This is a genomic window from Gordonibacter faecis (genome assembly GCF_030077735.1).
GTDB lineage: Bacteria > Actinomycetota > Coriobacteriia > Coriobacteriales > Eggerthellaceae > Gordonibacter > Gordonibacter faecis.
Genome location: NZ_JASJEU010000013.1, coordinates 186,547 through 207,207, shown reverse-complemented (window position 1 = coordinate 207,207; position 20,661 = coordinate 186,547). Strand labels below are relative to the sequence as shown.

General features: G+C 58.6%; 13 protein-coding genes. 4 read left to right on the top strand and 9 right to left on the bottom strand.

Going from position 1 to position 20,661, the window contains the following annotated elements:
* Positions 1 to 2: 2 nt before the first annotated feature.
* The 6 genes from QNJ86_RS07365 to QNJ86_RS07340 all read right to left on the bottom strand — a co-directional run bounded on the left by QNJ86_RS07365 (position 3) and on the right by QNJ86_RS07340 (position 10,237).
* A complete protein-coding gene (locus QNJ86_RS07365) occupies positions 3 to 2,573 on the bottom strand; it encodes a molybdopterin-dependent oxidoreductase (RefSeq protein ID WP_283831956.1) in 2,571 nt (856 codons plus the stop codon).
* 22 nt (positions 2,574 to 2,595) lie between these two features.
* Positions 2,596 to 3,909, bottom strand: coding sequence for an MFS transporter (locus tag QNJ86_RS07360; RefSeq protein WP_283831955.1), 1,314 nt, complete (start codon positions 3,907 to 3,909; stop codon positions 2,596 to 2,598).
* Positions 3,910 to 4,050: 141 nt separating this feature from the next.
* Positions 4,051 to 5,364: an MFS transporter gene (locus tag QNJ86_RS07355; protein ID WP_283831954.1), complete on the bottom strand. Its 1,314-nt coding sequence runs from the start codon at positions 5,362 to 5,364 to the stop codon at positions 4,051 to 4,053.
* Between the two features lie 238 nt (positions 5,365 to 5,602).
* Positions 5,603 to 5,941, bottom strand: a complete 339-nt coding sequence (locus QNJ86_RS07350) for a 4Fe-4S dicluster domain-containing protein (RefSeq protein ID WP_283831953.1) — start codon at positions 5,939 to 5,941, stop codon at positions 5,603 to 5,605.
* Entirely contained in the window at positions 5,941 to 8,478 is a 2,538-nt protein-coding gene (locus QNJ86_RS07345; RefSeq protein WP_283831952.1) for a molybdopterin-dependent oxidoreductase, read from the bottom strand. Before QNJ86_RS07345 ends, QNJ86_RS07350 begins: the two co-directional genes overlap by 1 nt.
* A gap of 151 nt (positions 8,479 to 8,629) precedes the next feature.
* On the bottom strand, positions 8,630 to 10,237 hold the full coding sequence (locus QNJ86_RS07340; RefSeq protein WP_283831951.1) for a LuxR family transcriptional regulator: 1,608 nt from the start codon (positions 10,235 to 10,237) through the stop codon (positions 8,630 to 8,632).
* Between the two features lie 504 nt (positions 10,238 to 10,741).
* Here QNJ86_RS07340 and QNJ86_RS07335 point away from each other — a divergent pair.
* From QNJ86_RS07335 to QNJ86_RS07325, 3 genes are all read left to right on the top strand, one after another.
* Positions 10,742 to 13,165 (top strand): molybdopterin-dependent oxidoreductase, encoded by a 2,424-nt coding sequence (locus QNJ86_RS07335; RefSeq protein ID WP_283831950.1) that lies wholly within the window; start codon positions 10,742 to 10,744, stop codon positions 13,163 to 13,165.
* 10 nt (positions 13,166 to 13,175) lie between these two features.
* Positions 13,176 to 13,526 (top strand): 4Fe-4S dicluster domain-containing protein, encoded by a 351-nt coding sequence (locus QNJ86_RS07330; protein WP_283831949.1) that lies wholly within the window; start codon positions 13,176 to 13,178, stop codon positions 13,524 to 13,526.
* Between the two features lie 98 nt (positions 13,527 to 13,624).
* On the top strand, positions 13,625 to 13,924 hold the full coding sequence (locus QNJ86_RS07325; RefSeq protein ID WP_283831948.1) for a hypothetical protein: 300 nt from the start codon (positions 13,625 to 13,627) through the stop codon (positions 13,922 to 13,924).
* 280 nt (positions 13,925 to 14,204) lie between these two features.
* Here QNJ86_RS07325 and QNJ86_RS07320 read toward each other — a convergent pair whose 3' ends face one another.
* Positions 14,205 to 15,887: an FAD-dependent oxidoreductase gene (locus tag QNJ86_RS07320; protein WP_283831947.1), complete on the bottom strand. Its 1,683-nt coding sequence runs from the start codon at positions 15,885 to 15,887 to the stop codon at positions 14,205 to 14,207.
* A 223-nt stretch (positions 15,888 to 16,110) separates the two neighbouring features.
* On the opposite strand from QNJ86_RS07320, the gene QNJ86_RS07315 reads away from it, so the two are divergent.
* A complete protein-coding gene (locus tag QNJ86_RS07315) occupies positions 16,111 to 17,595 on the top strand; it encodes a helix-turn-helix transcriptional regulator (RefSeq protein WP_283831946.1) in 1,485 nt (494 codons plus the stop codon).
* 182 nt (positions 17,596 to 17,777) lie between these two features.
* Here the strand turns inward: QNJ86_RS07315 and QNJ86_RS07310 are convergent, their stop codons facing one another.
* Together QNJ86_RS07310 and QNJ86_RS07305 are read right to left on the bottom strand one after the other, a co-directional pair.
* Positions 17,778 to 19,103 (bottom strand): trigger factor, encoded by a 1,326-nt coding sequence (locus QNJ86_RS07310; protein WP_283831945.1) that lies wholly within the window; start codon positions 19,101 to 19,103, stop codon positions 17,778 to 17,780.
* A gap of 683 nt (positions 19,104 to 19,786) precedes the next feature.
* A complete protein-coding gene (locus QNJ86_RS07305; RefSeq protein ID WP_283831944.1) occupies positions 19,787 to 20,032 on the bottom strand; it encodes a zinc-ribbon domain-containing protein in 246 nt (81 codons plus the stop codon).
* Positions 20,033 to 20,661: the final 629 nt, after the last annotated feature.

Here is a 20,661-nt window from a genome sequence, read left to right as displayed (position 1 = left end):
CGCTACTCCAATTCTCCGAATTTTTCGACGACCAGGCTCATGTCCGTGTCGTAGCTCTCCTGCAAAGGCGTGACGCTGCAGCAGTTGCACTTGTAAGGTCCACCGTAGCCTAGCTTGGAGTTGTAGTGGTTCGATACGAGGTCGTTGCAGTTCGATTGCCACACGCCATACAGGCTCTTCTCGTCGGCGTGATCTGTTTTCACGAAACCATCCCTGATCTCGGTGCCGTTGATGACAGCCTGTACCTCGTTAGGCTCCACGATTTCGCCCAAGGGCACCACATCGCCGCGCGCGTCATCATCGGCCTGACGCTCGGGGAACCACCAGCCATGATCAGCCTGAACTACGCCCTTTTTCACGATGGGCGACACAACAGCCTTAAACTTGGCGCGGCCATAGTCGTTCTTGATTTCCACCCACTGTCCGTTTGCCACGCCCAACTCGGCCGCATCAGAAGGGTTGATCTCGATGATTGGATCGGGATGCAATTCGCGCAACACAGGAATCTGCCGATGCTCGGCATGGAACGAAGCGTAGTTGCGGGCGCCCGTCGTCAGGATGAAGGGATACTTCTCTGCCAATGTGGGGTCGTTGTGCGGGCTAAACGCCGGCTCCTGGTAGTAGGGCAACGGGTCTTCGCCATAGTGAGCGTACGCCGTCGACCACAGTTCCACACGTCCGGTCGGCGTGAGGAAGCCGGGCTTGCGATCGGGACGCAACTTGCCGGTCTCGTACTTACGATAGTTCACGCCGCGCTGGTGTACCACTTTCTCGCGCAAATCCTCGAACGGCATTTTCGCAGGCCGGGCGCGACGCTGTGTAAGGAAGTCATCCTCGTCTTTGAACAAGCGCTCGCCGTTCTCGTCTTTGAGGCAGTCCATCTCTAGATACTCGCCCAACTCGATGAGTATCTGGATGTCCGACTTCACTTCGCCCACGTCAACGGCTTTGTTCACTGAACCCAGCGTAACGGGCGAGCCCGCGTAGTGCGTCATGACGACGTCATCCTTCTCAGCACACGATGCCAAAGGCAGAATAAGGTCGGCGAACGCCTCAATGGCCGGGGTGATGAAGCAGTCGGTGGCCATACACCACTCCAGATTCTTGCATCCCTCATACCAGCCAGTTGGCTGCGCACAGCACGTCGGGGTAAGTAGCGCCGTGGACTGAATCCAGCCCATGCGGATGCGGTAGGGCTTGCCCGTGGTCACGGCGTCAAACATCATGTCGGCCTGGGCGTTGCGGATGTTGTCTACATACAGCGGATATTCGGCGTAGCCGATAGTCTTATCCCGCAGGTCTTCGGGCAGGCTGTCCCAGCCGATGCGGCGCTGGGGACGCGCGGCATCCTCAGCCGACGTGTCATCCGCCTTGTCGATATCGAGCGTGGAACCGCAAGCCACCGCGGCCTCGGCGGCTGCCTGCGCCTCCGCATCTTCTTCCACACCAGGGGCGGGGTCAATCTCGGCGATGATCTGGCCGCCGGGCACATCAATGTTGCCCGTAATAGCCATGAGCGCCAGCACGCAGTGCGCCGCCTGGTTGCCATTCTGGTTCTGGTCGAACGCGAGGCCCCAGGCGATGGACGCCGGAGTGGCCTGGGCATACATGCGCGCGGCGCGGTAGATGTCTTCCACCGGCACCTCGCAGATCTCCGCCGCCCGCTCAGGCGTCATACCTTTCTCGGGGTCGTTGATGCGGGCCGCGAACTCTTCGAAGCCGTACGTCCACTTCTCCACAAACTCGTGGTCGTACAGGTCCTCATTGATGATAACCCACAGCCACGCCATGGCGAGCGCCGTGTCGGTGCCGGGGCGAACACGCAGATGCACCTCGGCGCGCGTGGCAAGCCAGTTGACACGCGGGTCAACGCTGATGAGCTTCGCACCGCGCTTCATAAGATCGATAACGGCATGGCCCCACAGGCCGTCGCCGTTAGAAGCGAGTGGCATCTTACCCCACATGACCATAACCTCGGGCACGCGGTAGGCCGGGTTATCGTAGGTGCCCTCCAAGCCGCCCGCGTAGTCAAGCTCAGGGTAGTACGCACCCAGCACGTGCGAACAGGACATGGATCGGGGCTGGTAGCAGGCGTATCCCGACTGGGTGTAGCAAGCGTTCGGCGTACCAAGCACGGCCTGCGCCATGTCGGCTACCAAAATGCCACCCGAGCGGCCCGTGCCGGAGAACACCGCCATGCATTCGGGACCGTACGTGTCGCGGAAGTAGTCGCGCTTCTCTTTGATGAGGGCGTACGCCTCATCCCACGTAATGCGTTCCCACTTGTCGTGCTGGCCACGATCCTTCGGATCGCGCTTCATCGGATAGATGACGCGGCTCGGATTGTATACATAGTCTTTCAAGGCAAGACAGCGAGCGCACAGGCGCCCCTTTGTGATGGGGTTGTTCTCGTCTCCCTCCACGTGATCAAGACGTCCATCTGCGTCAACGTAAAGCTTGAGGCCGCAACCCACCGGATGGCAGCCCGGGGGCGACCACATAGACGTGCGTACAACCGTAAAATCGCCTTCCTCATATTTCCACGGTTTACCCAGGTCATTTTTGAATTCCATACCGCTCCTCTCTTTCTCTTCGTTATGAAATAGCTTTGATTCGCGTATCCTCAGACTTCGCCTCATCCTGATCACGCTCTATCCAGTGCAGACGGCCACGAAATGCGTACGCCAACCGCACAGTGACAAACCCAAGCACCGTGATACCAATGCCCAACATGAACGCGGGAACGAAACTGCCCGTAGCGTCGAACACAGCAGCTACGGTCACAGGACCCAAACATCCAATGACACCGGTACCGATACGGGCATACGTGAAGATGGCAGGGAAGTCGCGCTCGCCAAAAAGTTGGCGAATGAGCAGCGGCGTTGATACGGACACGAGCGAATTTTGCGCACCAAACAAGAATGCCGACACATATAACAGCACAAGGTTGTCACCCGCAAGTATGAAACCCATAAATCCGAGCGCCACCATAGCTAGCTGTATATTCACCGTGAATTGCACTCCCACCTTGTCGTTCAGCCACCCAATGAGCAGCTTCTCCACCACGTTACCCACCATGACGGCTGTGAGCAGCGACGATCCCACCATCGCCGAGAAGCCGATGGACTGCGCGTAACCCGGCAGGTGCGAGTTAAAGCCGGCAAAGTAGGCAATGAGGCCCGAAAACAGAAACATGCATACGAACGGAACCGTCTTGAGCGCCTTCGACAGCGGGACGCCCGGCAAGCCCTCGTGGCGCTCCTCACGCACACGTTCGGTTTGCTCGTCGGCCTCTGTCCATCCGTAAGGCTTGAGTCCCATGTCCTCAGGGCGCAACTTGAACACAACAAGGGTCCACGGCAGCACGAGCAGCGCCATGATACCCGCCGCAATGAAGTACGCCTCCCGCCAGCCGACCGTTTGAATGAGCAGCGTAAATACGGGTCCAAGCGCCGCGCCGCCTATACCGGAGAATGACATGGCTACGCCGAGCGCCAAACCCCGGTGAGTGTGAAACCAGTTGCCTATGAGAATGGGCGCGGGAACGACAAAGATAAAACTACCCGCCAACCCGAACACGACGCCCGATATCCACCACTGCCAGGGTTCGGTATAGAACCCCATGGCCGCCACAGCAGCAACTACAAGCGCGAAGGACACGCTCAGCACGCGATTGAGATCGAACTTCGTGATCCACTTCCCCACAATTGGCATGGCAAACACCGTCGCGATGAAGTAGAACGTCAGGTAAAGCGAGAGTTCTGAGCGCAAAAAACCTAAGTCCTCACACACGGGTACAAAGAACACTCCCGCCGCATCAAGGACGGCACCCAGACCGCCTGCCTGCATAAAGCAACAGCCAATGAGGATGAGCCATGCGTAGTGAAACCGTGTTTTTGGTGCCGGCATTGCAAACCACCTATCTGTCGCGCGCCGCACGCGGCGTCGCTTTCCCCACCCGTGTACAAAATCAGCCTAGAGGACGCGTGCTGCCGCCAGCTCAGACGCAGCAGCACGCGCGAAACGAACATCCTTCGGCGGAGCAAGTCTCTACGAGCGGGATTTCTCGGGCTCGCCCTCTTCCGTCCACTTGTCACGGAACTTCTTCGCCGTCACTACGGCCACAATGATGGCCAGGGCGATGACAATCTCGAACCCAATACCGCAGCCATACGCTGCCTGGAAGCCTCCCGCCATAGAAGCCACAAGGGCGACGAACGTCGCGCCGAGGCCACCGAGTACGGCGATGCCCATGTTCAGATACGAATAAATCTTGGCGTAGTCGCGGTCACCGTAGCAATGGCGCGTGAGCAAGGGCAGACCCACCGACATCATGGCGTCGCCTGTACCAATGCAGAAGCCAGCAGCCAGCATGGGTACCTGGTTGTCGCCCATCATGAACACCATGAGCGCAAACCCGATGATGCTCACCACGGCAAACGCCACCATGGAGTTCATAATGCCAATTTTGTCCGACAGAGTACCAAGCGTAATCTTGCCAAGAATATTACCTACAGCCGCGGCTGAGATCATGGAAGCTCCCAGCAGCGCAAGCTCCGTGCCACCAACCGACTGCACAGCCGTCGGCATCATGGACTTGTAGCCACCGCCGAGCGAGATGAGACAGGCCGCCACAAAAATGCAGTAGAACGCCACGGTACCGAGAGCAAACTTGCCAGACACGCCGCTCTTCTTCGCCGGCTCGGCACCTTCGGCCGTCTCCTTCTCAATACCGTACTGCGCAAGTCCCACATCCTCGGGGCGCGTGCGGAAGAAGAACACGGCGGGGATGAGTATAAGCACAGCTGAGATCGCGGCTTCTACGAAGAATGACGATTGGTAGCCTATGGATTTGATGAGGCCTGCGAACAGCGGAGACCACACGAACGTACCGACACCCGTAAACGCTGAGGCGATGCCGAGGAACTTGCCGGCCTGCTTCGGCGCGAACCAGTTGTTGATCAGAACCGACGGACCGACCAGGAAGATAATCGGACCAGCGAGGCCAAGCAGCACGCCGGAAATGTAGATCTGCCATACGTCGCCCCACACACCGAGCAACGCCACAGCCGCCACGACGCACAGGCCGCCGACCCCGAACAGCACGCGCGCGTCCACCTTGTCGAACAGGCGGCCAGCAAACGGCAGCCATACAAGCATGACATACGAGTACACGGTCATGAGCAACGTCACCTGCGTCACGTCGGGCTTACCCTCGGGTGTCACGAGCCCGAATTGCAACGCCATCGGCACGAAGAAGTTGCCCATGACGTTGAGCACTAACCCCATGCCGCCAGCCATCATCATGCATACACCGATGAAGACGAGCCAAGCACGATGGATCCCCTTCTTTTCTTCTACCATGTCTTACACCTTTCCTTGCTTGATGCGAATTGGACAAAAGGATGGTGGACGTCTCCTCCTCTCTCAAAAACAGCTCCCCTTAGGTGTCCGCTCGAGCGGACGATCAGGATTCTGTTCCCGTTCGTCCAAAGTTTCATGAGGTGCGGTTTCCTATCTTGCAAAAAAGGCTCTACAAACATAGGAAACGAGGGATTACACAAGCTGTTGATCAGGTACAATGCCGAAGGAGACGCACTGGCTACTGCGTGAGTAAAGCGCAGCGTGAGGTGCCGTCAATCTTTTTGGCCAGTTCCTCCACCTCGCCGTAGTACATGCACCAGGCTTGGCAGTGCTGCACGCACATGGGCAGCTTGCCCTTCTCAGTGCGATCGACACACATGTCGCACGCCTTGGTGAGCACGGGAAGCCACGTCCACTCCCAACGCTCCTTGCCCGTTTTGCCCTCGTACTCGTAAGGGCCTGTCTCGGTCAGCTTGATACCGAATTCGCCTGCCGGCAGGTCCAGGTGCTTCTTGCACGCCACCTCGCAGGAGTGGCAGCCCGTGCAGAATTCGTAATTAACCAGAATGCCTTTCATTAGAAACGCCCTCCCTCGCGCGTCGTGTTGTCGGTCGTCCATGCAAAGGGCTGGCCGGCCACGTAGTCGTTGCGGAATCCGCCGAGCTTCGTCACAACCTCACCGGGCGAAGGTTCATCCACCTCATCAGTGCACTTGTAAATCTTGCAGCAGATGCTCTTAAGCGGGTTGCCGATACCGCCGAAGCCCGTTTCATAGGAGGCGGTCAGATTGTTGATGTTGCAGTCAAACACGCCATACAGGTTCGGGAAAGCTGGCTCCTGCTCGGGGAACCACCAGCCGTGCTCGGCGTGTACGTAGTTCGGATTGAGTGTAGGGTCGATCGTCACCTTCTGACGGCAGCGGCCTTCCGTATTCTCAAGCCAGATCCATTCGCCCTCAGTCAGCTGATATTCTTCGGCCGTTTGCGGACTTACCTTAACAAGAGGCCACGGATGGAACTCGCGCATGGTGGCCTGCTGGCGATTCTCTGAATGGAAGAACTCATAGGAACGCGAACCGTTGATGCAGATGAACGGGTATTCCTTGTGGAACTCGGGGTCGTTTAGCCAGCGATCCGCCGTAAGCGATTCCACGTGTTCAGCCAAAGGCGGAATACCCCATGCGGTAAACGTGTTGAACGGCACCAGTTCGATGCGACCCGTCGGCGTGGCGAAACCGGGCTGACCGTCGGGGCGCAGCATGCCCTTTTCGTACTTGCGATACGTGGCGCAGAAGTCGTCGTACTCGTAGCCACCCTTGCGCACGAGCGCATCGAACGAGCACTCCCCGTCGTCGTGGTGCTTCTTCCAGTAGTCGGTGTGAACGTCGTCCACTTCCACCATGCCAGCCTTCGAGCGGCCAGCACTCTTGTAACTCTTGCCTGTGTCGGGGTCGTAGATGTTAAAGCCTACGTCCAGGTAGTCCTGTAAAAGCGCGTCCAACGTGGGCCAGCGTTTCTGGAAGAGTTCGGGGTTCAGCTTATTGCCCAACGCAACAATAAGTTCCTCGTCAGACTTCGCCTCGTACCATTCGCTCACAGCCTTCATGGCGCGCAGCGGCGTCCACCACACGCGCATGGAATCGCGCTCAGCCGTGGTCTTCAGCGGCAGGAAGATGTCAGCATACGCGACCGCAGTCGGCGTCATATACGGGTCAGCCACCACGCAAAATTCCACGTTCTGCAGCATCTTGTGCACACGCGGCGCTGCTGTGGCGGAGCAGGCAATGCCATTGGAGCCCTGCGACCAGAACATCTTGATGGGATACGGCTCGCCCGTCTCGAAGGCACGGTTCACGGCGTCGCAATCAGCCATGCCGATGAACTGCACGCAACCCGGATGCACCAGGTCCACTGTGAGTTTCTTTGCGAACGTATCCGGATCGCAGTAGAGTTGCGCCGTAGCGTACCCAGGGTTGATTTCGAACCCATTGCGAACGAGGATATTGGTACCCGGACGGTCGATATTGCCGCATACACTCATGAGGTTACTCACAGTCTGGCACAGCTGGATGGAGTCCACTTGCGTGTCAAACGCGAGGCCCCACTGGATGGCACCACGCTCGGCGTTCGCGTAGAAGCGCGCAGCTGCTGCTATGTCCTCAGCCGGCACGAGACAAATCTCGGACGCCCACTCCGGCGTGAACTGCGCCACGTGTTCCTTCAGTTCGTCATAGTAGGCGCACCAGCAGTCCACGAACTCATGGTCAATAAGGTCTTCGGACGTGATGACATTAAGCCACGCCAGCGCGAGAGCCAGGTCGGTGGCAGGTCTGATGGGCAGCCAGTACTCCGCCCGCGCGCCCCACCAGGTAAGCTGCGGGTCTACCGAGATGAACTCCGTTCCCATTTGCATACACACATTCAGCCAGTGACCCAAATAGCCGTCGGCATTCGAACGCAACGGCTCACAGCCCCAAATAACTACCACATCGGGTCGCTCCCATTCGGGGTTCGCGTAGCGATCTTCGTGACCTTCGGAAGCATCCACAATGGGGAAGTCACCGATGCCAGCCGCCGTGCCGCACGTACGCGGCAGATAACACGAGTAGCCGGAGAAGCCAATAGCGCCAATATTTGGCGTGCCTAAACACGCCCCACCCAAAAACGGCACCCACGATGAAATATTGCGCCCGGTGCCGTGGTTCACAAAGATAGACTCACGCCCAAGGCCCGCCTCATCAATGTGCACGCGAATCCACTCGGCAATCTCGTCAAGCGCCTCTTCCCAGCTGATGCGCTCCCATTTGTTCTCGCCGCGCTCACCTACGCGACGCAGCGGGTACTTCGGACGGTCGGCGTAATTCACGCCTTCCACCAGGTTGAGGCAGCGCATACACAACCGCCCATTCGCACAGGGGTCAAGCGGGTCGCCCTCCACTTTCTCCAACGTGCCATCCTTGGTGTACATAAGCACACCACAGGAATCGTGGCACCCCGGAGCCGAGTAGGTATAGGTTCTGGTGACGGTGTAGCCATCCTCCTCCCATTGCCACTCCCCTTCGTGGTAGGCCTTGCGGTCGACACTGTCGAGAAACGCGCGATAATCAAATAGCATCTGCCTTCTCTCCTCTCTGGTCTCGAGCCAGCAGCGACACATCACCGCCAGCTCTCGCAGCGAACAATAGGAAAAAAGGAGCGACCTTTCATGAGGTGCGAGACGCTAAACAGAAGAGTAAGGCGTGAGGGATTAGGCCCCTGAAGTGCCTTTATGCACGATCGCTCAGAATGTCTTGCAAAAGGGAACCGGCGTTGCTCACGTCGACATTCTCCACCAAGTCCATGAGCTCCTGGCGCGAATGGACGCCGGTCTTTTGATAGATGTTATAGATATGTGCCTTGGCTGTGTGCGAAGAGATAATGAGCTTTTCAGTTATATAGTCGGCATTGCGACCCTTCGCCAACATGCCGAGCACCTCACGCTGCCGGTTAGACAAGCCGTACGTTCGCGCAACTATTTCGCACTTGATGTGGAAGATGCCAGGACGATTGGGATGCTCCTCCCCTGATGCACCTTCGCCGTTTTGCTCGGCTGCCATTTCTGCTTCGACGGTTTCCAACTTGCGGATGGGCACGCCCCTGCCTACATCGGCAGCCACCGAACCCTCGGAATCGTCAAGTCCCGTGGGCTTAATACGCGCTTCGTCGGGATAATTATCCTCCGTCATAACAAATGAAGCCGAAAAAATGACTAATATCATAAACACCACTACCGCTGCGGCCGAAGCAACCTCATAAGGGTAGCCCGAAACCTCAGAGCGAGAAAAACCAACGAACGCTAAAGCCATACCAAGAGCAATGCCCGCAAAGCAGATAAGGCGACCAAAGGAAAAGGCTCGCACCGCCGATAAATCGCAGAGCACGATATGCTTGCAGATAGCCGAAAGCGAACAGGTAATGGGAAACAACGACCCACACAACAGCAGCACGGCAAACACAAACTTGAACGGCTGAGGCACAAACATAAGAGGAAACGCCAATACCGCCGCAAAAGGCAGGAAAAAGCGCATGGTGATAGTTTCGTTAACGCGGTTTTTCCGACAGGAATCCACCAGCAGAAAGGCACTGGTCGCTACCGCCAAAACCTCAACGATGCCATAAGCCCACGAGTGCACCGGCTCACTTGAGAGAAGGCACCCCACCGCAAATCCTGCTGCCATACCAGCAGTCGCCGTCGCCAAGTACGACCGCCACACAACACGGTTGCGCGCGTCGGACGTCTTCTTGTCAACAATAGGACGCCTCCCCAAGCGGAAAAACGCATATACGCATGCATACGCCGCAAAAGCCACCGTAGGAAACAACAGCCCAAAGAAAAACCCCATCTGAGGGCCCGCAAACAGAAGACCCGCGCACACCACAAAGGCGCAGCAAAAAATACCCAAGAGATACGCCTTGATGGAAGCATGAAAATGTACGCACACAAACTCGCCGTACAACACATAGATCAGACCAAACCCCATACCCATAAGCGCCGCTGAGGGCATAAGCCACAGCCAATCCCCGCCGAGAAACCACAGTCCCGCCGATCCCAAAACAGTACAGAGAAATCCTAGAGAAAATTGAATACGCTTGCGCGGCGAAAAGAAGTCCGAGAAGAACCATGTTATCGTGAGTGAAGCCATAATTCCGAAGGCAAAGCAGAAGTGAGCGCCGCCCACGGCCCCATCCAAAACTCCTACAAAGGGCACAAACGCCGAGGTGCCCATCATCAAAAACAACCATGCGTAACAGGCAACGGCACCCACAAGGCCAAGCAACATGCGAGGATTGACAAGCACCCATTCACTCTTGCCATCGCCAATCAAATCCTGCATGAAATCAGTTTCATGATCTAGTTTCAACGATCAAACCCCCATTATCTCGCCGAAATCCCCCTGATGTATTCGACGGTCCGCACCTCATCAACTCCTCAAGGGACGGATGCGCCCGCCTGTTATATCACGCACCCTCGAACCTCCGCAAACCGCTCAGCTAACACCTCTTCTCTCTTCATCTGCTCCTTTTGCGTTTAGCATAAACCACAGGAAAGCACCTCCGAACTAAGATAGGGCGTGAGGTATTAGGCCTTTTTCCCAAGATAAGGCGTACCTTCGCATGGATCGGCCACAGCCTGACGTCTACTGGACGCTTTCTTCTCTCATGTTGTCATTATGCTTGCTGTCCGACTGCGCAAATTAGCATCTGCACCCCATGGCGGAGCGCCGGCGCGTATCAAAATAGGATGCGAGGCGGCATGTCACACACCAGCCCCCTCCCTAGAATCGAAGAGTGCGAGAGCCTGCAACAGACGGGCGGCATGAAACGAGGAAAGGAGCATCATGGCCGATTACCAAGAGTATCTGGACAAGATCGACCGCACAGCCTATCACGAGGGAGAATGGCAGTGGCAGGAAGGTGAATTCACCGTCACGCGCACGACTCATTGGTCGCCTCCTGGCTGCCACATGGGCTGCGGCGTGCTGTTGTACACCAAAGATAACAAGCTTGAGAAAGTGGAAGGCGACCCGCTCAACGCCGTCGCCAACGGCAAATTGTGTATGCGCTGCCTCGATATGCCTGAAGCCGTCAATCATCCCGACCGACTGAAGTACCCGATGAGGCGCGCCGGTGAGCGCGGCGAGGACAAGTGGGAACGCATCAGCTGGGACGAAGCCTACGACGAGATCACCGAGCGTGTGCTTTCCATTAAGAAGGAGTACGGCTCCCAGTCCATCGTGGTCGTGCACGGTACCGGCCGCAACATTGGCTGGCAGGTGCCCTACTTCGCATCGGCCTGCATGGAAACGCCCAACGTGTCCACGTTCGGCTTCACTGGTTTCGCGTGCTACCTGCCCCGCATGATCGGGACATCAGCCAAGTACGGCGACATGATCATTGTGGATGCCTCACAAGCCCATCACGATCGCTATGCGAATCCTGAGTGGCAGGTGCCCGGTGTGATCCTCGTATGGGGCAACGAACCCATCAAGTCGAATGCCGACGGGTTCTTGGGTCACTGGTTGGTGCAGTGCGTGCAAATGGGTTCGAAGATTATTTCCGTTGACCCCCGTCTCACGTGGTGGGGTGCACGCGCAGCCTATTGGCTTCCCGTCCGACCTGGCACCGATGCCATCGTGGCCATGGCGCTGCTCAACGTTGTTATTGCCGAAGATCTTTACGATCACGAGTTCGTTGATAACTGGTGCTACGGTTTTGAAGCACTCGCCGAGCGCGTTGCCGACAAAACTCCCGAGTGGGCAAGTCCGCTCTGCGAGGTCGACGCCGACACCCTACGTGGTGCTGCGCGCCTCATCGCCACGTCGTCGAGCTGCGCATGCCAATGGGGCCTCGCATTCGAACAACAAATCGCGGCGCTCGGCGTGACCGAAGCAGTAGCCGATCTCATGGCTATCACGGGCAACATCGACAACCCGGGCGGCAACGCGCTTTACCGTTGCGCCTACCTTATTGAAAAGCGCTACGGCTTGGGGGACGAATACATCGACCCTGAAGTGTATGCAAAAAAGCTTATCCCCGCCACCTCGGGCATTAACGAATCAAACATTGTGTCGTGCGCCGACACCGATGCCATTTTGGCCGCCATTGAAACGGGCGAACCCTACTCCATCGAGATGTTCTGGATTCAAAGCTCCAACGCGCTCGCCTGCGCATCCATGGACCCCGCACGCACGCGCGCTGCGCTTATGAAGGTTCCTTTTATTGTTGTGGCCGACCCCTTCATGACGCCCACAGCGCAAGCTTTGGCTGACATCGTGCTGCCCGTGGCCATGAGCTGCGAGCGCAACTCCTGTCGCACCTGGTGGACACCCGTGCGCACCATGGTAAAAGTAACTGATTATTACGAGGCAAAATCTGACGAACAGATTTGCCTGGAACTGGGCAAGCGCATTAAGCCCGAACACTGGCCATGGAAAGACGACAAAGAATGGTGCACCTGGTATCTCACCGATCAGCTGGCACCTGGTGGTACTGAATATAACCGTACTTGGGAAGACACGGTGCAAAACCCGAGCGAGAACAGTTGCAACGGCACGGCGTATTGGGACTGGGACGCCACATACCGTAAGTACGAGAAGGGCATGCTACGCCCCGACGGCCAGCCCGGTTTTAACACGCCCACAGGCCGCATAGAACTGTGGTCGTTCGGCTACGACCACTGGGGCGTCGACCCGCTGCCATACCACATCGAGCCACCCGAGAGCCCTCTATCCACGCCTGAAACCTACAAAGAGTTCCCCATCATTTTGTCCGGCGGCGGTCGTTCGTTCGAGTTCTTCCATTCCGAGCATCGTCAGCTGCCCACCATGCGCGAGTTCCACCCCGACCCGCTCATCATGGTGAGCCCCGAAGACTGCAAGAAATACGGCGTAAAGGATGGCGACTGGATTTGGGTCGAAAACAGCCGCGGAGCGCGCTTCAAGCAGAAAGTCAAGGAAACCATAGAGGTAATGCCCGGCCGCGTTCACGCCGAGCACGGCTGGTGGTTCCCCGAACAGGACGGAGCCGAACCCAACTTCTACGGCACCTACGAATCCAACCTGAACAATATGACCGAGGCGTTCCGCACCGGACAGGGCGGCATTGGATCGGCCATCAAGAGCATGCTCTGCAAGATCTACCCCGTGCAAGAAGGTGACACCTTACCGCACGAGATCATTGCCGAAAAGGGCGACTTCGCTTCCTATGAGCCGGGCAAGCCCTATAAGCCGGTCGAAGAACCCGTCGTCACGGTTATGAACTAGGAGGAAGCGCATGAAAGGCATATTGGTCAATTACGAGTACTGCACGGGTTGCCACTCCTGCGAAGTTGCTTGCCGCAACGAACGGGGACTTGCCGCTGGGGAGTTTGGCATCAAAGTGACTGAGGTCGGACCCTATCGCTATACCACCGACATCAACGCTGAAACACCCTACGAGTGGGTATACAACCCCACCATCACTAAGGCGTGCGATATGTGCGCGAGCCGCACCGCCACAGGCAAAATGCCAGCGTGCGTCCAAGCATGTCAAGCCTGGTGCCTCTACAGCGGAGAGGTTGAAGAACTGGCAGGCAAGATGAACGGCAAGACGCGCTGGGCGTTGTACACCACCGTCGAACAGTAGGTAAGGGGCACTCGCACCGTACTCAACAAAAGGTGCCCGACCTGCACCCGTGTGTCAGTCGGGCACGCCACACCAGAGCGAACAAGGAGGTTCCTTCCATGGAAGTGAACATCACCATGAGGGGAGAAGAGAAGTTCCGCGCGTTCATTGAGGAACATGCCGCCATTGGTTATGAAGAGGCAAAAAAGGATCTTGAACAACAGATTCTCGCCAACGAAAAGCAAAACCGCTATATCCTTGCCGCCGATAAGGCCAAAGATGGCTGCGAGCACGAAAAGACCTGCATGGCCGTTTGCATGAGCTTCGATGCTCAAGGCACACAAATAGGCGGCGGCAAAGCCTACCTCGACAAAGGCCAAGAACCAGCCCGCAAGGACATCACTATCGCGTTCTTATAGTCCCACCGTTTTGAAATGCGTTTCGTTCCGCATTACCCTCCCTCGCTCACTTCCCCATAACACCAATCGGTCCTGCGCCAGGGAGGGAGGGGCGCAGGACCGACGGGTTTTGAGCCACAGCTTGGCGTTTCTGGGGAAGCGCTAAGCCGGGCGGGTTATTGAAGTGCGCGGCAACACGCAACACTATGCGCTGCCTTCACACGCTCACATCACACACTTACCTACTTCGAGCGCTCTCACACCCACACCGACACACGGGCACATGCTTTCGCGCACACACCTACTTCGCAGCAAGCGCCTTGCCAATCATGCGGGCGAACGTTACGGAGCGACCGCAGCAGTTGCCGGTGGACATGTTGGGGTACGTGCCTGCGTAGTACGAGCCCGAGTCGACGCCGGCCACATACAGGCCCTCGATAGCCTCGCCCGCGTCGTCCACAGCCTGGAATTCCTCGTTGATGGTGATGCCGTCAAGCGTGCACAGCATGTAGCCGGACGTACGCACGCCATAGAACGGCGCCGTGCGGATGGCGGACAGGCGGAATGCCTCTTTGCCGAAGTCGGGGTCCATTTGCTTGTCGAAGTTCTCGTTCTGACGCTCCACCGTCTTCTTCAGATTCTCGGCGGGAATGCCCAGGCCCTCGGCCAGTTCCTCGATGGTGTCGGCCTTCACAATGTAGCCGTCGGCCAGCAGGCCCTCGTTGATGCCCTTCACCGTCTCCAGGTTCATGTTCGTGGGCGCGCCGTTCTCGAACGGATACACACGCGCGCAGCCATGGATGTCGAACTGCTCCAGGTACTTCTCGTAATCCGAGTCCCAGATGTCCACAATCGTGTGGTTCGGCTGCGTGAGCGCCGCGTTCAGGATGTAGTCGTAGGGGCCGGACTCGTTGCAGAAACGCTCGCCGTTCAGGTTCACCTTGAGCCACGGGTTCGAACCCATCCAGAACAGCGAACCCGTGGTCTGCGAGCCGCCGAACTCGTTCGGTTTCACCGCCACGCGGTCAAACACCATGGCCGTGTGAATTTCGTCCATGTGCGCGCCGGCCCAGAGGCAGGCCTTAATGCCGTCGCCCGTCGTGCCGTCGATAGCAATGGACAGCGAATACTTGTCCATGGTCTGGGGCTGCAGCGCCTTCAGCATGTCCTCGTTGCGCGCGTAGCCGCCAGTGCAGACCACCGTGCCCTTGCTGGCGTTGATGCGAATGTAGCCGTCGGAGCCCTTCGCAATGGCGCCCGTCACCTTGCCGTCCTTGTGCTCCAGCTTCACGAGCGGCGTGGTGAAGCGGAAGTCCACGCCCTTCTCCTTGGCGTAGTCACCCAGCACAATCTTGCCGTTCACCACGTCCGACAGGCCCGCGAACTCAGCGTCGGCCGGCCAGCTGGGGATGTGGCCCGTGGCCCAGTGCTTGTAGATGGTGGGCTTGCAGTTGTTGGCGGCTTCGAAGAACAGTTGGAAGCCGGCCTCTTCCAGGCGATCCTGATACCAGTCGATGGCCTCGCCGGAGTTCTGCGCCCAAATATGGTAGAGGCGCGGGTTCGCGTAGCCGTTCGCGTAGCGCGTCAGGTCGTTGCAGATCTCGTTCTCGTCGATGACGCAGCCGGCCTCCTTCTGCAGGCGACTGTTGAGCGAACCCAGGTTGTCGCGCACGCCGCCGCCGATGGCACCCTTCTCGATGCACACCACCTTCGCGCCTTCCTCGGCCGCGGAGCAAGCGGCGAACAGACCGGACGTGCCAGCGCCGCACACGAGAATTTCGGTGTCGATGGTTTCGACAATCTTATCCTCGGCAATCTCCGGCTCTTCGCCCAGCCAGTCGCTCACAGCCGCGGTTGCCTTATCCTCCTTGGACGGCGCCGCTGCGGGCGCGCAACCCACCAGCCCCGCGCCGGCCACGGCGACAGCCGTTGCTCCCAGCCCCAAGAAGGCGCGGCGACTCAAACCTTTGCTTGATTCAGTCATGGTGTTCCCCTTTCGATCGTTCAACCTTTTCCCTCCCCGCGTGAACGGGTTTTACGAGGTCAACCATACCGAGTCCGGCCAAAAAGAGCGTCACGTGACCCGGGTGAAGCGCCTCATACAACTTGGGTGATTTTGCCCACAGCGCCGCCTCATGCCACGTCGCCCTGCTAGAATGGAGGGCCGACAGACCGCACGATGCTTTTCCGGGGAGGGAGGAGGCATCATGTCAACCGCTTCTCCCGCGTCGCGCGCGCTCAGCGCGGCGCCCGAGACAACTTCGCCCGCCATGCGCGGGCACCTTGTTCTTTGCACGATTGCACTCGCCGTGTCGTTTGCGGAATACTGGCTGCTGAACTACTGCGCCTTTCCGCTCTTCGACTCGGTGTATATATGGACGCGCGAGGCAAGCGCCATAGCGGGCGGCATCGCGCTCAGCGCCATTGCGTTTGTGTCCTATTGGCGGCCGCACCTATTTGATAGCGGCCGCTTTTTCGGCGCGTCTGCGGCCGTCATGATTGCCGGCTCGCTGCTTGTGGCGGCGGGGTTAGCACTGCGACAATCGGCCCTGTTGGTGGCGGGCGCGTCCCTTGTCACCGTAGGCACGGGGTTGGCGAACATCGTCGTGGGCATTGGCTGCATTGGGCTTGGCATGCGTCGCCTCGGCGTGGCGGTGACGTCCGCTTACGTGCTGGCCTACGCCAGCCGCGGGCTGTTTTCGCTGGTGCCGGGAGAGGCTAACCTCACGCTGTTTTGCCTGTTGCCGCTTGGCTCCCTCGCACTCATGGCACCGGCGGCGCGGCCCCTTTTCAATCAGATATTCACCGAGGGCTCGCCCGCGCAGGCCGCAGTCACGGCACCGAAGTCGTTTCTTCCCTTCGGCCACCAGGTGTTTATCACGCTGCTCATCTTCCGCTTCATCTATGGCTACACGCTCACGTTTGGCGAGGTGGATCGCGTGCCGCTGCTGGCGCTGGGCGCGCTTGCCCCGCTCGCGCTTGTGGCCGTCTACGTGATAGCCAGCCGCCGCGAGCTTTCGCCCGACCGGCTGTTCCAGCTGTCCATCCTGTGCTCGGTGGCCGGATTTCTCATGCTATCCATCGCGCACGTGCAGGGCTCCGTCACCAGCATGGTTCTCTCGTGCGGCACCGGATTCTTCGAGATGCTGATGTACTACGTGCTCATAGCGCTGGGGGCGAAGAACACGCTGAACGCATTGCCGCTTCTGGCCTGGGGAAACGCGATGGCGTCGTGGGGTACGCTGCTGGGTGCGAACTTCGGGCGCTTCACAAACGTGCAGGCGGCCGACCCTTCCGCCGTGTCCGCCATCGCCTCTGTGGTGGTGTTCGGCATTGTAGCCTACGTGGTGCTCGTGCAGAAAACGTTTAGCTTCACCAGCACCATCAACGGAGTGGCGCCGCTGGTGCCCCTCGTTACTGCACCGGTAGCTGCCACTGGTGACGCGGAGGCGGGCGCCACTTCCGCATCCACGCTGGAACAGCGCTGTGCCGCCATTGGCGCGGCGCACGGCCTCACCGACCGTGAGCAGGAAATTTTCGAATACCTCGCCCGCGGGCGCAACGTGCGCTTCATCCAGGAGGCCCTCGTCGTGTCCTACAACACCGTGAAGACGCACGTAAGCCACGTATACGCCAAGCTGGACGTCCACTCCCACCAGGAACTCATCGACCTGGTAGAGCGCACGCAGTAGGGTCGCACATCGCCCGACCCCTCGCACCCTTCCTAGGTACTCCGTAGGGCAAGGGCTCTGCCCTTGCCGCTCAGCAAAAACAAAACCTGCCAGGTCTTCCGTAGTTGACGGCAAGGGTAGAACCCTTGCCCTACGGTTAACCTGGCAGGCTTACAGAGTCTTTTAACGGCAAGCGCAAGCGCTTATTCAGCCGCTGCCTCTTCCTGCTTGGGGGCCTTCGGATCCTTCACGGTGATCTTCGCATGCTCAAGCAGCCACTTGTTGGCCTTGATGCGCTCGGCCGCCTCGCGCAGCGCGAAGCCACGGCCCGACTCTTCCATCTGACGACGCACGCTCAGCGGGCTTTGCGGGTTCATGGCGCGGCACGCCTCGTTCACGTCCTCGTCGCTCACTACCAGACCCTCGTGGCGGAACAGAGCATCCAGCGCGTAACCCTGCACCAGCATCTGGCGGGTCTGCATCATCATCATCATGTTGAACTGCTGCTCGCCGCCCTGCTGCTCGATGAACTGCTCCCACGTCATGTTCTGCTGTTGAACCTGCATGCGCAGGCTGTTCATCAGGTTGCGCGACATGGCCTCGTACACCTCGTCAGCAATGCGGCCCTTAAAGCGCTTGGCCAGCTCGCCGGCAGCAATGTTGCGCTTGTAATTCTCGTACTCAGCCATGGCCTGCTTGTTCATGCTCTCGGAGATGCTGCCACGCAGCGCGGCGGCATCCTTGTACATGGGCATATATTTCTGCACCCACTCATCGTCTATGACCGGAATGACCTTTTTCTGAATTTCCTTCACCGTGGCCGTGCACTCGATGGTTTCCACAATCTCGTTGCCATCGTCGTCAATGCCGGGGCCTTCGAACGTGAACTTCTTCGTCTCGCCCACTTCCATGCCAATGATGTTCTCATCAAAGCCGTCGGGCATGAGGCCCGCGCCCGTCGTATACGTGCGCGCGTCGGTAGTGAGGCCGGCCACCTGCTTGCCGCTCTCGTAGGACTCCAGGGCCAACAGGCAGCTGTCGCCCTTGCGCACCGGGTGCGGATCGTCGGCCACGAATTCGGCATAGCGCTCAGCCATGCTGGCAATCTGTGCGTCAATTTCCTTCTCGTCCAGCACGAGCGGCTGGATAGTGATTTCCACCGGATCGTACGACTCCAAGTCGTAGTCGGGCTTCGGGGCCAACTCAAGCGAGAACTGGAACGTCTGGCCGCGACGCAACGCGGATTTCACCTGAGGCTGGGGCGGATACGCGGGAAGAATGCCGGTCTTGTCAATGGCAAACGGCACGAGCATTTCCACCGCTTGCGCCTGCACCACCGAGTCGAGGTCCTTCACGCCCATGCGCTCTTCGGCCACTTCGGCCACCGTCTTATCCTTTTCGGGGCGCAGGCCCATCTGCTGCGCGAACCCGATATGGGCGTTGTTGAGCGCGCGGCTCACCTCGGCCGTTGAGGCCACGGCATCAATCAAGAGTTTGCCGTCGTCGAGCTTCTTCTGAGTGACTTTCATGTGGTTCCGTCTCCTTCTTACGAGCATTGCGGCGCGTGACGCCAGGCGGGAGTGAAAACAACGCACACGCTCTTCATGCCACCCCGGGCATGCGTCCCTCGTGTCGCGGAAAGCGCAGGTTCGCGTTTCTCCACCGCACGCCCCATGCGGGCACCTGCGGGAAAGGTGCGCAGTCTTCTTCTCCAGTCCTTATTAGCTTGCAATTGTAACGCACATCGCGCGATGCGAGGCCGAGATGCGCGCAATACCTCGAAGGTTAGCCAAGGCATAGTGACACTTTTGCTGAGATTCTGTCGAGGGGAGCCCCGTGCGAGAGGGGAAAAAGAAGAAGCTGCACGACAAGTTTTCCGCGGCGCCCTGCGGGCGAAGGGCGGGAGGTCTATTCAGGGGGTTTGACCTCAACGTCCGCGCGGTGCCTGTCGTGCAGCGCAGTAAGAACTATACCCCGTCGAGAGAATCCGCGCATTGTACCAAAGGTCCTATTTCGTCTTTTTCATCTCATACTCGACGTACCACTTTCGCCTGTTTTTGCAGAAAAAGGGTGGTAACGCGAGTTTTTATCTGCGAAGAGACCTCTCGTTTGCGCTCCTTTGAGCCCCCTAAACGCGGCAGGGCCCCAGCCGGGGAAAGCTGGGGCCCTGTGCTTACCTCACAGAAGGGAATGTGATTGTGCAGGGGAATGCTTACTGGCCGGGAGCCTTGGGGGCACCAGAAGCGCCGGGAGCACCCGGAGCCTTCGGCGCGCCGCCCGGCGTTCCCGGAGCACCAGGAGCCGCAGGGGCACCAGGAGCGCCCGGCGCACCCGGAGCACCGGGGCCGGAAGGAAGCTCGGCGCCGCACTGGGGGCACACGGTATCCGTCGGCTGGGCCGTGGCACCACACTTGGGGCAGGTCTTGTCAAGGTTAACAGCAGCTGGTCTGAAGCACATAGGGATGGTCCTTTCTCTCTGATACGCTTGCTCGCTACAGATGCTGCACACCCGCTTGGTTCACAGCATCCGGAGGATCGCATTCGGTGTCCGCAACGACTCACGCACACTCATCCAGCACAGCGAACCGCGCCGATCACACGAAGCGAATTCGATCTCTCAAGGCGACACTCTAACAAGCCCAGAGCAATAATCGCATCCCCTGTAATCTCTTAAATGTCGAAAAACCCGTAATACCTCCAGACTGATTCCCATTTCCCACCAGGGGTTTTGATACTCCCCCCTCCAACTAACCTCTTCTTCGGCCACAAGTTGGCCGTAGGGCAAGGGCTCTGCCCTTGCCGTCAACAACATTTAACCAAACAGGTTCGTTCTCACTGAGCGGCAAGGGTAGAACCCTTGCCCTACGGAGTACCTGCAAGTGGAATTTTTGTTGCAGCCCCTACTGCCTTTTGGGCGTGGGCTTGGCGGTGGGTTTGCTGCGAGATTCCGCACGAGCCGAAAGCTCTTCCCCTCTTTTCCCCGAACGTCACACAAGTCACCGCTTTCTGGCGGAGCCTCCGGGGTGGGCTTGAGGCGAGTTCCGCACGAGCCGAAAGCGCCAGTGGCGCTTTCGTGCGAGCCCAGGA

What these genes read in the sequence shown, in the direction of transcription:
- QNJ86_RS07340 (WP_283831951.1), bottom strand. Translation starts at nt 10,237, where the DNA reads ATGCAGGATTTGATTGGCGATGGCAAGAGTGAATGGGTGCTTGTCAAT.
- QNJ86_RS07360 (WP_283831955.1), bottom strand. Translation starts at nt 3,909, where the DNA reads ATGCCGGCACCAAAAACACGGTTTCACTACGCATGGCTCATCCTCATT.
- QNJ86_RS07355 (WP_283831954.1), bottom strand. Translation starts at nt 5,364, where the DNA reads ATGGTAGAAGAAAAGAAGGGGATCCATCGTGCTTGGCTCGTCTTCATC.
- QNJ86_RS07315 (WP_283831946.1), top strand. Translation starts at nt 16,111, where the DNA reads ATGTCAACCGCTTCTCCCGCGTCGCGCGCGCTCAGCGCGGCGCCCGAG.
- QNJ86_RS07335 (WP_283831950.1), top strand. Translation starts at nt 10,742, where the DNA reads ATGGCCGATTACCAAGAGTATCTGGACAAGATCGACCGCACAGCCTAT.
- QNJ86_RS07350 (WP_283831953.1), bottom strand. Translation starts at nt 5,941, where the DNA reads ATGAAAGGCATTCTGGTTAATTACGAATTCTGCACGGGCTGCCACTCC.
- QNJ86_RS07320 (WP_283831947.1), bottom strand. Translation starts at nt 15,887, where the DNA reads ATGACTGAATCAAGCAAAGGTTTGAGTCGCCGCGCCTTCTTGGGGCTG.
- QNJ86_RS07365 (WP_283831956.1), bottom strand. Translation starts at nt 2,573, where the DNA reads ATGGAATTCAAAAATGACCTGGGTAAACCGTGGAAATATGAGGAAGGC.
- QNJ86_RS07330 (WP_283831949.1), top strand. Translation starts at nt 13,176, where the DNA reads ATGAAAGGCATATTGGTCAATTACGAGTACTGCACGGGTTGCCACTCC.
- QNJ86_RS07305 (WP_283831944.1), bottom strand. Translation starts at nt 20,032, where the DNA reads ATGTGCTTCAGACCAGCTGCTGTTAACCTTGACAAGACCTGCCCCAAG.
- QNJ86_RS07310 (WP_283831945.1), bottom strand. Translation starts at nt 19,103, where the DNA reads ATGAAAGTCACTCAGAAGAAGCTCGACGACGGCAAACTCTTGATTGAT.
- QNJ86_RS07325 (WP_283831948.1), top strand. Translation starts at nt 13,625, where the DNA reads ATGGAAGTGAACATCACCATGAGGGGAGAAGAGAAGTTCCGCGCGTTC.
- QNJ86_RS07345 (WP_283831952.1), bottom strand. Translation starts at nt 8,478, where the DNA reads ATGCTATTTGATTATCGCGCGTTTCTCGACAGTGTCGACCGCAAGGCC.